We start from the raw sequence: 12,732 nt of genomic DNA, 5'->3' as shown, positions 1-12,732 counted from the left end.
AATGCAGAGATTTAGGATTATAAGCAAAAAGAAGGGGCAGCCCCGGCGAATGTGACAAAGGGGCTGTCCCTTTGCCACATTGCGCTCGACTACTCGTCAACGATCTCGGCAAGCCAGACGTTCAGCGTATCGACCTCGGGGCAGCAGAACTTTGCCGTACCAAGCTCGTTGCCAGGCACGGTTCCGCCATAGCGCAGGATATCGATATAGGGAAAGCCCACATGGCAGGCCATAGCGCACATCTTGCCGCGGTCGCGGTCGAAGTCGAAGACGTCACCCGGCTTGTGCCCGTGGTGGCAGCGGCATGTGCCCAGCTGGTCCACGCAGCTAATGCGAATACGTGGGCGCCTGCCGCGCGGGGCACCGAGCGGCTTGTTCTCGCCCGCCGCCTCGGTGCTGCTCTCGTCGGCGTTACTCATGGTCAACCACATCCAGGCAGGCCTCGATGGGAAGGCCGGCCGACTTGTCCTCTTGGTCGGCATTGCGCTCGATAAGCTCCGCCACCACGCGCATGGCATCGCCCGTCGCGCGCTGCAGGCTCCAACCGGCCATAACGCGGCCGACAAGCACCGCCGAAAACGTGTCGCCCGTACCCGGGAAATACACCGGAATGAGCTCAAAGGGAATCGTGAAGTACTCCCCCGCCACATGGTCGTAACCGATAACCGCGTTCGTGCCATTGACCACGGCGCTCGTAATGACCACCGACTTGGCACCCAGCTCGCGCACGGCGTCCACAAGGGCGCGGGCCTCATCGGGCGTGATTTGCTCGGCGATAGGCCTATCGGCAAGCAGGCACGCCTCGGTATAGTTGGGCACCGCGTAGTCTGCGCACTCCAGCAGGTGCCGCATAAGGCCAATCGTGGACTCGGGCACGCCCGCATAGAGCTTGCCGTTGTCGCCCATGATGGGGTCAACGAACACCTTGGTGCCCTTTTGCGCACGGCGGTGGCAAAAGTCCGAGATGATGCGTGTCTCTTCCTCGGTCACGATAAAGCCGGTCGAGATGGCGTCGAACTCAAAGCCGAGCTCCTCCCAGATAGCGAGGCTTTGGCGGACATACTCCGTGGTGTCGTGGATGTAGAACTTGGGGTAGTTGAGCGTATCGGACACCAGCGCCGTCGGCAGGTTGTGGATGCGATAGCCCATGTGCGACAGCACCGGCAGCATGGCAGAAAGCGCGACCTTGCCGTAACCGCACATATCGTTGATCAGCAGCAGCTGTGTGTTCTTCATGAGTGTCCCCCTTGGGTCGGGCGCGGCGCGACGGCGCCATAGTGCGACTAAGTGTAGCGCAGGGGGCGTTGCGAGCGAAGGCGAGCGGTACGAAGGGCAAATTGTTGCGGAAAGGTTACGGAAAATGATCCCTTTTCCTCCGTCCCCAAGGGATTGCATGCACCGAAACGGACCGTGGCGGAATCACAGGTTGAGGACGGACAGCGAAAGCGTTCCTAAGCGAGCAAGGTGGCGTGAAAGAGGAGGGCATAGGCCTTGTGGCCATGCCCGACGATTGAACGCCAGATTGCCGCTTAGGAACGTTTGCAGCGTCGAGCGGTTACGGCGTTTGGCAAAACGCCGTAACTTAATAAGTTTGGTACCTTGACATTCATTTCTCATGCTCCTAGATTGGTTAGGCACAAAACAATTCCACTACCTAACTAAAGAAAGGAGCAACACTAATTCATGTGCGATGAACCTCTTAACCTTTGTTCGCACGAGCCCGGCGGTGACCCGTCGCAACCGGTAGACATACCCGAAGCGGTCAACGCCGAAGACAAACTCGCCAAGCGCATCCTGAGCGGTCTGGGCTTTTGCGGCCATTACATGCATTTTCACGGCGGCGGCATATCTGGCAAGGCGCCCATCGTTTGCCTGCTCGCCAAGCAGCCTACCGGCGAGCTGTCCCAACAGGAACTTGGCATGCACTTCGACCTCAAGCCGGGGTCCCTTTCCGAGATTCTGTCCAAGCTCGAAATGGGCGGCCTCATCGAGCGCAACCGCAATCCCAAAGACCGTCGGCAGCTCACCATCCGCCTGACCGAAGCAGGATGGGAAAAGGCCCGCGTTGAGCAGGCGGCCCGCATCCGCTTTAGAGAGCGCGCCTTTAGTGCCCTCACTCACGACGAGCGCGAGCAGCTCGCCGAAATGCTCGAGAAAATCCGCAAAACCTGGGAGGAACTGGATGATTAAAACCCTCATGGGCAGCATCCGCGACTATATGAAAGTCACTGTTGCCACGCCATTGCTCGTGCTTGGCGAGGTGCTCTGCGAGATGCTGATTCCATTTATCACCGCCAACCTGATCGACGCCATCAAAGACGGCGCCACCGTAGCCGAGATGCTTCCCACCGCGGGCTTTTTGGTGCTCATCGCGCTGACGTCGCTTGCTTTTGGTGCCGCTGCCGGCGTCACCTGCAGCCATGCGAGTTGCGGCTTCGCTAAGAACCTGCGTCACGACCTGTTCTACAAGATCCAAACGTTCAGCTTTGCCAACATCGATGAGTTCTCGAGCTCCTCGCTCGTCACGCGCCTGACTACCGATATCAACAACGTGCAGCAGGCCTTTATGATGATCATCCGTATCGCCGTGCGCGCGCCGCTGGTCTTGATCTTCGCCTTTACCATGGCATTTATCATGGGCGGCAGCGTCGCCATGGTCTACCTGGTCATCATTCCGCTGCTGGGCTTTGGACTGTTCTTTATCATCTTTAAGGTACGCCCCATCTTCTCGCGCGTGTTCCACAAGTACGACGCCCTTAACGAGTCCGTCGAGGAAAACGTCACCGGCATGCGCGTGGTTAAGAGCTACGTGCGCGAAGACTTTGAGAAAGAGAAGTTCGCGACCGCCGCACGCGACGTCCAGATGGACTTCACCCGCGCCGAGAAGCTGCTCGCCTTTAACAACCCCATGATGAACATCTGCGTCAACGGCGCATTTGTCGTCATCATCTACCTGGGCTCCAAGCTCATCATCACAAGCCAGGGCACGCTGTTCGACGTGGGCCAGCTCTCCTCGATCTTTACCTATGGCTTTCAGATCCTTATGAGCCTGATGCAGCTGTCGATGATCTTTGTCATGGTGACCATGGCCGACGAATCGGCACACCGCATTACCGAGGTGCTTGCCGCCGAGCCCACGATTGCTGATCCCGCCGAGCCCGTGCTCGAGGTTGCCGACGGCTCCATCGACTTTGACCACGTGAGCTTTAAGTATTCCGCGCATGCGAAACGCCAGGCGCTCGACGACATCGACCTGCACATTACGAGCGGCGAGACCATCGGCATCATCGGCGGCACTGGCTCGGCCAAGTCCACGCTCGTAAACCTCATTGCCCGCCTGTATGACGCCACCGAAGGCACCGTGCGCGTGGGCGGCATGGACGTGCGCGACTACGACCTGGACGCGTTGCGCCACCAAGTGGCCATGGTATTGCAGAAAAACGTGCTGTTTAGCGGCACCATCGCCGAGAACCTGCGTTGGGGAGACCCGAATGCCACTGACGAAGAGGTCCGCGAGGCAGCGCACCTGGCCTGTGCCGACGAGTTTGTCGACGGCTTCCCCAAGGGCTATGACACCTGGATTGAACAGGGCGGCTCCAATGTCTCGGGCGGTCAGAAGCAGCGCCTGTGCATTGCGCGTGCCCTGCTGCGTCGCCCCAAGATCTTGATCCTGGACGACTCCACCAGCGCCGTCGACACCAAGACCGACGCCAAGATTCGCGCAGGGCTGGCAAGCTATCTGCCCAACACGACCAAGCTCATCATCGCCCAGCGCATCAGCTCCGTGCAGGACGCCGATCGCATCATCGTCATGGAGGGCGGCCGTATCGCTCAAATCGGTAACCACGACGAGCTGCTCAAGACGAGCGAGATCTACCGCGAAACCTTTACCTCGCAGAACAAGATGTCTGCCGAGGGCGAAGGGGCCGTCGAGGCCAACACCGATACGACCGTAACGCAAGCCCAGACCCAGGAAGGAGGCGAGGCACATGAGTAAGGCAACGACCGCCGAGCGCGCGCTCAACCGCAAGGGCGGCACCATGTCGCGCCTCATCAAGACGCTCTTTGGCTTCTACCCCGTGCTTTTGCCCCTCGTCGTCGTCGGCGTGGTGCTCTGCGCCATCATCAACTCCATCGGCGCGACCTTCCTTCAGAGCGCCCTGCAGATTATTAGCGAATCGTGGCAGTCGGGCGATTGGGAAGCCGCACAGCCCAAAATCGCACAGCTCGTGACCACCCTCGCCTGCATCTACGGCGTCGGCATCCTGTCCTCACTGTTCTGGAACCGCGCCATGGCCATCGTCACGCAGGGCTCGCTCGAGAAGCTGCGCGAGAAGATGTTCAACCGCATGCAGGACCTGCCGATTCGCTACTTCGACACGCACCAGCGCGGCGACATCATGAGCCACTACACCAACGACATCGACACGCTGCGCCAGATGATCAGCCAGTCGCTGCCCAACCTGCTCATGACGACCATCGTCATCGTCACGGTGTTCTTTATCATGCTGTACTACAGCGTTTGGATGTGCCTGGTCATTGTGGCAGGCGTCGCCTTTATGACCTTTATGACCAAGCTGCTCGGCTCCAACTCCGCGCGTTTCTTTATTGCGCAGCAGACCGAGCTCGGCGTGGTCGAGGGCCACATCGAGGAAGTCATGAACGGCCAGAAGGTCGTCAAGGCATTCTGCCACGAGTCTGCCGCCGAGGCCGATTTTGACGAGCGCAACGAAAAGCTCTTCGAGGTCTCGCAGAAGGCCAACATGTACGCCAACATCCTCATGCCTATCCTTATGAACCTGGGCAACCTGCTCTACGTGCTGGTCGCACTGGCAGGCGGCATTTTGCTGGCGCTGGGCGTGCCCAACCTGAGCATCTCGGGCATGGCGCTGTCCATCGCCGTCGTGGTGCCGTTCCTCAACATGACCAAGCAGTTCTGCGGACAGATCGGTCAGATCTCGCAGCAGATCAACGCCGTGGTCATGGGCCTCGCCGGCGCCGACCGTATCTTTGAACTCATCGACGAGGAGCCCGAGGCCGACGAAGGCTATGTGACGCTCGTCAACGCGCAGGTGAACCCCGATACCTGGCAGCTCGAGGAGGCCGACCACCACACCGGCATGTGGGCATGGAAACATCCGCACCGCGCAACCGGCGAGATTGAGTACGTGCCGCTGCGCGGCGACCTGGTCATGGACAACGTCGACTTTGGCTACACGCCCGACCACGAGGTGCTGCACGGCGTGTCTGTGTTTGCCAAGCCGGGCCAGAAGGTCGCGTTTGTCGGCGCCACCGGTGCCGGCAAGACGACCATCACCAACCTCATCAACCGCTTCTATGACATCGCCGACGGCAAGATCCGCTACGACGGCATCAACGTCAACAAGATCCGCAAGGCCGATCTGCGCCGCTCGCTGGGCGTCGTGCTACAGGACGTGAACCTGTTCACCGGCACCGTGATGGATAACATCCGCTACGGCAACCTGGATGCCACCGACGAGGAGTGCATCGCGGCGGCAAAGCTCGCGGGCGCGGACGACTTTATCACCCGCCTGCCCGACGGCTACGACACCATGCTCACCGGCAACGGCGCACAGCTGTCGCAGGGCCAGCGCCAGCTGATTTCGATCGCACGCGCTGCCGTCGCCGATCCGCCAGCAATGATTCTGGACGAGGCCACGAGCTCCATCGACACCCGCACCGAGGCTATCGTGCAGGCCGGCATGGACAAGCTCATGGAAGGCCGCACGACATTTGTCATCGCGCACCGCTTGTCCACCGTGCGCAACTCCGACGCGATCATCTGTCTGGACCACGGCCGCATCATCGAGCGCGGCAATCACGACGAGCTGATCGCCAAGCGCGGGTATTACTACCAGCTGTACACGGGTGCGTTTGAGCTCGAGTAGGACCGGTTACTGACGGAGGGCGCCCCGAGGGTGGCGGGGCACCCTCCTGCGCACAATCAGCCCGTCACTTAGAGCGGAATAAAAGATTGTGAGCCCCTGGCCGATTGGCCAGGGGCTCGTTTTGTGTGGGGGTATTTTGGCTGGCAGGTGCTGTATATTGTTCGTATAATTTATCGTAAGTTCCCGTACATCGATTGGAGCCTTACATGCCTGCCATTAAACCTGTTTCCGATTTGCGCAATTACAACGAGGTGCTCTCCGATGTCCACGAGGGCTCCCCGGTGTTTCTGACCAAAAATGGGCACGGTTGCTACGCTGTGCTCGACATGAAAGATTACGACCGGTTTTGCGCCATCAGCACGCTGATGTCGGAGCTTGAGCGCGGGCGCAGCTCGGGTGATGAGAGCGGATGGGTCTCGTCGGACAACGTCGCCGAGCACTTCCGCCGCAAGGCCGCAAGCCATGCATAGCTGCGCGGTCGTCTACTCTCCGCTGGCTCTGCAAGATCTCGACGACATCTGGGACTATATTGCCGTCGAAAAGGACAATCCCGCAGCAGCGGAGAGAATCGTAGAGGGCATCCTCGCTCGGATAGACCTGCTCTCCAGCTTCCCGGAGTCGGGCACGCCACTTTCATCGATCCATCCCCTACGCTCCGATTACCGGTTCGTGATCTGTGACAATTATCTCACGTTTACCGCTATCACCAGAAGGTCTATATCGACCGCGTCCTCCACAGAAAGCGCGATTACCTGCAGATATTGCTTGCCAAATAAAATGATAGCTAATTTGGGACGCTCTCTGAGTGTAGCCGTCAACAGTGAACGCAGCAAAGGAACGCCCCTTTGTCATGCAAAGTCTTTGGAAATCAAAGTGCTCATTGCCTGTGTGGCAATGAGCACTAATTGACGTAGATTAAATATTAGTTCTAACGTGAAACCCTGGAGCTGCTTGAGCAAAGAGGAAATGCCTATAATCAGTCAGCTTCGACTTCATCGGAAGTTGGCTCATCAAGAACAAAAGATGCTGAGCCACCTGTTCGGGTAACTATTCCGCCAAATCCTTGATAAGTTGAGCTGTATACATCATCGCTGGTGTCGCTTTCGATGAGATTAACCTCTCGATTGACGTAGCAGCTGAGGTACGAGTTAGATATGGATTCGTACTTAGTATCGTCATCGGCTCTAAGGAGTGAATACCAGAGCTCCTTTCTGCCCCATGCTGCGGCACCTCCCCCGCTAAGGCTAAGCACCCCAGGATATCCACATGTCGGCAAGCATACTTTCTCATATTCCGTGTTGTTGCCTGTGTCGTCTGTTTGAACCTCAAGCGAATAGGATTTACCCTCTGGTTCCTTTGGCAACGACATAGATTTAAGGTCTTCAAAAAAACGCGAGAAGTAGGCATTTTCAACATTCAAGTCAGGATTATCCGCTGCCTCGGCCTTTAGGTCCTCGTAACTAGAAGAGAGCTCATCGATCACATTTTGCTTTTTGCTTTCAAATTCGTCCTGCGATATGGGCCAATGCTCTTTAGCCATCGAGAGAACTTCTTTATCCGAAAGACCTTCAAGGTCCCTAAATCGAATCACCGAAGAGCCCGTTTCGTCGTATACATTCCAACATGTAACCGTTCCGTCTCCGTAAAATTCAAAGATTGCCGTTATCGATGTGTCTTTAGCAACGCTCTCACGTCCGTCTGCATAGTCATTACCAAAAGTGAACCAAAGCCCCTTTTGTTTGAAAGCGTCGGAGGGCGTATACGTCCCCGTCGCTTCAAGCCAATCGAACTGCTCCTTATCTGATGCAGTGTTATCCGCGGAATCGATTGGCCTGTCGTTTGTTGAGCAGCCACTCAAGGGGGATAGCAGCAAACATCCTGCAGCCAATCCCATATGTTTAACGATCTGCCGTCTTGAATAGCACTGCATAGACACTCCTTTTCTACGTACGTGTAGAAGAAATGGTATCCCCCCCCCGAAAAGACAACCGTGCTCTGCGGTGAGTTTACCGAGCGGCATCTTATATGTCCCGAGCGGCATCTTTCATGTCATTAGAAAAAGCTGTCGTGTTTTGACGGGGGGTCCTCCGGTGGGAGCTACTCCAGCTCAAACGCTCCGGTGTAGAGCTGGAGTAGCTCCCACCGGAGGCTGGGGCCCCATTTGTTTGCTGAGATTTTTCTAGGACAGCGAGAGTAGTTAAAAAAGCCCCGTCCCAAATGAGCTAGTTGAGGAGTTGGGCCATGGCGTTGACGAATTTTTGGACTTGGAGGGTGGGCTCGAGCGGATAGTGCAAAAAGACCGGCACCTCGCGACCGCACAGGAACGGCACGCCCACAAAGGCAGGGTGCACCCCCGACCACGCTCCGCAGGTGAGCACCGCGTCGCCCTTTTCCTCCGCCTCATTAAAGAGCGCAAAGTCAAAGCTGTCCACGTCGATCACGTCTACGCCGCCGTCGGCCAACAGATCGATACGCAGACTGTCCATAGCGTCGTTGCCGTGACGGAGCACGCGCAGGCGCATGCCCTCTAAGTCGGCAACTGTGATGCGCGTCTTGCGCGCCAGCGGGCTTGTGCGCGGCAGGTCGATATAAAACGGCACGTTGACAATGCGGAGCCTTTGGCAGGCATCACCCCAGCGTGGGGTAGAAAAACTCGACTGCACCACATCGACCTCGCGGCCCAAGCTGCGCATGACGGTCTCGCGCTCATCGTAGAGGTCGCTTACCGGCACGATCTCAAATCGCAGCGACGGTTCCAGATCGTGAATGCCCGACCACATCGACAACGTTTGGCGCCCCGGACACATCATCGACACGCCCAGGCGTACGGCACCGCCATCGCCCGCTGCGCGTCGGGCGCGGCGCAACGCATCCTCGGACTGCCGCATGATCGAGCGCGCGTCATCCACCAGCAGCGCGCCGGCCGGCGTCACCTTGACGCCCGAGTGCGAGCGTTCGAACAGCGTGATGCCGAACTCGGCCTCGAAACCCGACACCTGCTTGACGAGCGCCGGAGTCGACACGCGCAATTTTGCCGCCGCACGCGAGAAGCTTCCCAGCTCCGCGGCGGCCGATATGGCCTCAAGTCGTCGATCGTACACGTCAATCTCCCGTTTTCGCGCCCGTGGCCACATAGCGCCACAGGGGGTTGTTTTCGCAGGTCACGCGCTCAATTGAACATAAACTGCATCGCACAGTGTAAACCTACGGTTAACGCTATTCTAACAAATATGCAATTCACCTGCGCAAATGCAAAGCATACAGTAACCAGCGAATACCACGTGGGTCGGTTAATGGGAGCGACCCACCGGAAGGCACAAGAAGGGAAGTTCCTATGAGCAATTGGCTTAAGCTCGAGGGCGATGTCTGCGCCGTGACCGGCGCGCTCGGCGGTATGGGCGCCGAGATCTGCCGCGAGTTCGCCCGCAATGGCGCCAACGTCATCCTGCTCGACCTGGACGAGGAGAAGGTCAAGGCCGCTGCCGCCGACCTCGCTGCCGAGTTTGGCATCCACGCCGAGGGTTACAAGATGAACGCCACCGACGAGGCCGAGGTTCAGGCCGCCGTCGACGCCACCATCGCCGACTTCGGTCGCGTCGACGTCCTCGTCAACACCGCCGGTATCCTGCGTTTCGCAGCCATGGAAGACCTGCCGCTGAGCGACTGGGAGCAGGTGCTCAACGTCAACCTCACCGGCTACTTCATCACCTCGCAGCGCTTTGGTCGCGAGATGATCAAGGCCGGCCAGGGCCGCCTGGTGCACATCTCGACCGTCGCCAGCCACTCCCCCGAGACGTTCTCGGGCGTGTACAGCTCTACCAAGGCCGGCGTCAACATGATGTCCAAGATGCTCGCCGCCGAGTGGGGCCCCTACGGCGTGCGCTCCAACTGCGTCGAGCCCTGCTTCGTCAAGACCCCGATGTCGGCCAATTTCTACGCCGACCCCGAGGTCGAGAAGAGCCGCAGCCGCCTAATCGCCACGCGTCGCATCGGCGAGGTCAGCGATATCGCCAACGCCGTCATGTTCCTGGCGTCCAAGCGCTCGGACTTTACCACCGGCGACGCCATCAAGGTCGACGGCGGCTTCTCCAACATGATGGGTGACCTCACCGCCAAGCCCGGCGGCCGTCGCGCCTATGCCGACAACTACCTCAAGAACAAGGGTGTCGAGCTCTGGTCCGATGAGTCCGGCGTCGCCAAGCCGGCTGACCAGTAAACCAACCTGACAGGGAGGCCCCGCGGACACGACCGCTCCTCCCCCGTATCGATTAGAAAGAGTCCAATGGCTTCCACCAACTCCAACAAGGGTCGCGCCGTCGTGCTTTCCGCCGCGTGCGTCACCATGTTCTTCATCAGCTCCATCGCGCTGTATTCCGTCGTGAGCAAGAACCTGCTCGCCGTCTACCCCGAGTGGTCCAGCGCTCTCACCTGGGCCTTCCCGGTCTTTCAGACCATCATGGCCGTGACGGGCATCTTCGCCGGCCGCATCTCCGATAAGATCGGCCCGCGCAACGTCGTAATCGCCGCCGCCGTGTGCTACGGCCTGGGCTGGTTCATGTCCGGCACCGTCACCGAGCCGTGGCAGTTCTACCTGTGGTTCTCGCTCGTCGCCGCTGTCGGCAACGGCCTGGGCTACAACCCGGCGCTCACCACCGGCCAAAAGTGGTTCATCGACAAGAAGGGCCTCGCCTCCGGCATTACGCTCGCCGCTTCGACCGCCGGTCCTGCCGTGCTGTCCCCGGTGCTCGCCTCGCTGCTCATCCCGAGCCTGGGCATCTTTGGCGCCCTTAAGGCGCTCGGCGTCATCTTCTTTGTGATGATCGCCGCCTCCGCCCTGTTCCTGAAGGCCCCCGAGGCCGGTTGGCTGCCCGAGGGCTTCGAGGCCCCCAAGGGCGGCGCACACGCCGGCACCTTCGGCGACCTCACCCCGGGCGAGATGGTCAAGACCCCGCGCTTCTGGGTCCTCATCGTCACCTTCGCCTTCGCCGCCACCGCGGGCACCCTGCTCGTGGGCAAGGTTGCCTCCATCGCTGCCGTCCAGCTCTTCGCCGACCCCACGAGCGCTGCGGCCGTCGCCCTCGGCGGCGTGGTGGTCTCCGTCAACACCTGCGCCAACCTGGTTGGACGTCTGTCCTTTGGCCAGATCATCGACAAGCTCGGCGCCTATAAGTCGCTGCTCATCAGCCTTGTCGTCACCATCGTCGCACTCGTCATCATGTCGATGAGCTTTACGCAGGGCATGTTCTTTGTGGCGCTCGCCCTGCTCGGCTTTAGCTTTGGCGCCCTGCTCGTCATCTACCCGCCGCTCACCGGTGGCGCCTTTGGCACCAGCAACATCGGCGTCAACTACGGCATCATGTTTTTGGGCTATGCCGCTTCCACCTGGATCAGCCAGCCCATCACCGCCGTGCTGTATCACGCCGAGGCCGGCAGCGCCGCCTACCAGCAGTCCTTCTACGGCGCTATTGTGATCGCCGCCATCGCCGTCGTGCTCACCGTCTACATGATGGTCTCCGACAGCAAGAAGAAGTCCGCCTAGTTTTACCGATGCGACAAAGGGACAGCCCCTTTGTCGCATTTCACCGGTCACCAGTATTAAGGAGTCGAAATGTCTGAGCTCAACCCCGTCCGCATTGCCGTTATCGGCGCCGGCGCCATGGGCCGCAACCACATCCGCTTTGTCACCGAGGAGCCCGAGGCCGAGCTCGTCGCCATCGCCGACGCCTTTGAGGGCGCCCGCGCCACGGCCGAGGCCGCCGGCGTGCCGTTTTACACCGATCCCGCCCAGATGATGGACGAGGTCAAGCCCGAGGCCGTCATCATCGCCACGCCCAACGACCTGCACCTGGGCGTTGCTCGCGAGGCCGTGAAGCGCAATATCGTGCCGCTGGTCGAAAAGCCGATCTCCAACGATCTCGAGGATGCCCAGGCCTTCGCCGCCGAGGCCGAGACCGCCGGCGTGCCCGTGCTCGTGGGTCAGCACCGTCGCCACAACCCCTTCGTCAACAAGGCCAAGGAGATCATCGAGTCCGGTGAGCTGGGCAAGCTCACCGTGTCGAGCTTCCACTACATGATCTATAAGAATGACGAGTACTTCGATGTCGAGTGGCGCCGCAAGAAGGGTGCCGGCCCGATCCTGGTCAACCTGGTGCACGACGTCGACCTGCTCCGCTACCTGCTGGGCGAGCCCGTTGCCGTCCAGGGTATGCAGTCCAGCGCCGCCCGCGGTTTTGAGACCGAGGACTCCGCCGTGGTCAACGTCCGTTTTGCCGATGGCGCGCTCGCAAGCATGACCATCTCCGACGCCACCGCCAGCCCCTGGAACTGGGAGGCCACCGCTCGCGAGGATCCGCAGTACCGCCCCTTCGACGCCGACGCCTACTTTATCGGCGGCACCAAGGGTGCCCTTTCGCTGCCCCGCCTGCACCAGTTCTCCTACGACGGCGCCTCTAACTGGCACAAGCCGCTGCAGATGGAGATTCCGGCTGTCGACCCGGCGCTGCCGCACAAGATGCAGCTCAAGCACTTTGTGAAGGTCGTTCGCCGCGAGGTCGAGCCCGTCGTGACCCCCGCCGACAACGTCAAGACGCTCACGCTTCTCAACGCCATCAAGGAGGCCGCCGAGACCGGCCAGCTCGTCGAGCTGTAATGCTTTAGGGCAGACCGCGGCAGAAGCCCCATGCCGAACCCTTCGGTCCGCCACCAACAAGCCCCTCTTCTTTGCCCCGCGAGCAGCCTCCTGCCCGCGGGGCATTTTGCTACCTTTCCGACGATTTTTCTGGGGCGAGGGGCCATTTTGCACCTCGGCCTGATTCGTTCGCCA

General features: G+C 59.8%; 12 protein-coding genes. 8 read left to right on the top strand and 4 right to left on the bottom strand.

The annotated features are described in order from the left end of the window. Window positions 1-89: 89 nt before the first annotated feature. Both I2F59_RS02515 and I2F59_RS02510 read right to left on the bottom strand, forming a co-directional pair. Window positions 90-419: a TIGR04076 family protein gene (locus I2F59_RS02515; protein ID WP_229065292.1), complete on the bottom strand. Its 330-nt coding sequence runs from the start codon at window positions 417-419 to the stop codon at window positions 90-92. Beyond that, window positions 412-1,236 (bottom strand): PfkB family carbohydrate kinase, encoded by an 825-nt coding sequence (locus I2F59_RS02510; RefSeq protein WP_195503138.1) that lies wholly within the window; start codon window positions 1,234-1,236, stop codon window positions 412-414. Before I2F59_RS02510 ends, I2F59_RS02515 begins: the two co-directional genes overlap by 8 nt. Window positions 1,237-1,683: 447 nt before the next feature. Here I2F59_RS02510 and I2F59_RS02505 point away from each other — a divergent pair, with 447 nt between their 5' ends. The 5 genes from I2F59_RS02505 (at window position 1,684) to I2F59_RS10055 (ending at window position 6,818) form a co-directional block, all read left to right on the top strand. Next, complete coding sequence (locus I2F59_RS02505; RefSeq protein ID WP_195503137.1) at window positions 1,684-2,190, top strand: MarR family winged helix-turn-helix transcriptional regulator; 507 nt, start codon at window positions 1,684-1,686, stop codon at window positions 2,188-2,190. Further along, window positions 2,183-3,997 (top strand): ABC transporter ATP-binding protein, encoded by a 1,815-nt coding sequence (locus I2F59_RS02500; RefSeq protein WP_195503136.1) that lies wholly within the window; start codon window positions 2,183-2,185, stop codon window positions 3,995-3,997. Before I2F59_RS02505 ends, I2F59_RS02500 begins: the two co-directional genes overlap by 8 nt. Beyond that, on the top strand, window positions 3,990-5,909 hold the full coding sequence (locus I2F59_RS02495) for an ABC transporter ATP-binding protein (RefSeq protein WP_195503135.1): 1,920 nt from the start codon (window positions 3,990-3,992) through the stop codon (window positions 5,907-5,909). The genes I2F59_RS02500 and I2F59_RS02495 overlap by 8 nt, the downstream gene beginning before the upstream one ends. Window positions 5,910-6,115: 206 nt before the next feature. Further along, the gene (locus I2F59_RS02490; RefSeq protein ID WP_117773873.1) at window positions 6,116-6,379 is read left to right on the top strand and encodes a type II toxin-antitoxin system Phd/YefM family antitoxin; all 264 of its coding nucleotides are present in this window, start codon (window positions 6,116-6,118) and stop codon (window positions 6,377-6,379) included. Then, on the top strand, window positions 6,309-6,818 hold the full coding sequence (locus I2F59_RS10055; protein ID WP_411161345.1) for a type II toxin-antitoxin system RelE/ParE family toxin: 510 nt from the start codon (window positions 6,309-6,311) through the stop codon (window positions 6,816-6,818). Before I2F59_RS02490 ends, I2F59_RS10055 begins: the two co-directional genes overlap by 71 nt. Before the next feature lie 67 nt (window positions 6,819-6,885). Here I2F59_RS10055 and I2F59_RS02480 read toward each other — a convergent pair whose 3' ends face one another. Both I2F59_RS02480 and I2F59_RS02475 read right to left on the bottom strand, forming a co-directional pair. Then, on the bottom strand, window positions 6,886-7,839 hold the full coding sequence (locus tag I2F59_RS02480; RefSeq protein WP_195503133.1) for a hypothetical protein: 954 nt from the start codon (window positions 7,837-7,839) through the stop codon (window positions 6,886-6,888). A gap of 292 nt (window positions 7,840-8,131) precedes the next feature. Next, on the bottom strand, window positions 8,132-9,010 hold the full coding sequence (locus I2F59_RS02475; protein WP_271755813.1) for a LysR family transcriptional regulator: 879 nt from the start codon (window positions 9,008-9,010) through the stop codon (window positions 8,132-8,134). A 233-nt stretch (window positions 9,011-9,243) separates the two neighbouring features. On the opposite strand from I2F59_RS02475, the gene I2F59_RS02470 reads away from it, so the two are divergent. From I2F59_RS02470 to I2F59_RS02460, 3 genes are all read left to right on the top strand, one after another. Continuing rightward, window positions 9,244-10,125, top strand: coding sequence for an SDR family NAD(P)-dependent oxidoreductase (locus tag I2F59_RS02470; protein WP_195503131.1), 882 nt, complete (start codon window positions 9,244-9,246; stop codon window positions 10,123-10,125). A 66-nt stretch (window positions 10,126-10,191) separates the two neighbouring features. Beyond that, window positions 10,192-11,448 (top strand): MFS transporter, encoded by a 1,257-nt coding sequence (locus I2F59_RS02465; protein WP_055310145.1) that lies wholly within the window; start codon window positions 10,192-10,194, stop codon window positions 11,446-11,448. A 69-nt stretch (window positions 11,449-11,517) separates the two neighbouring features. Then, window positions 11,518-12,558, top strand: coding sequence for a Gfo/Idh/MocA family protein (locus tag I2F59_RS02460; RefSeq protein WP_006235665.1), 1,041 nt, complete (start codon window positions 11,518-11,520; stop codon window positions 12,556-12,558). Window positions 12,559-12,732: the final 174 nt, after the last annotated feature.

The organism is Collinsella aerofaciens, assembly GCF_015556945.1.
Classification (GTDB): Bacteria; Actinomycetota; Coriobacteriia; order Coriobacteriales; family Coriobacteriaceae; genus Collinsella; species Collinsella aerofaciens_AO.
This window is presented reverse-complemented; position numbering and strand designations above follow the sequence as displayed.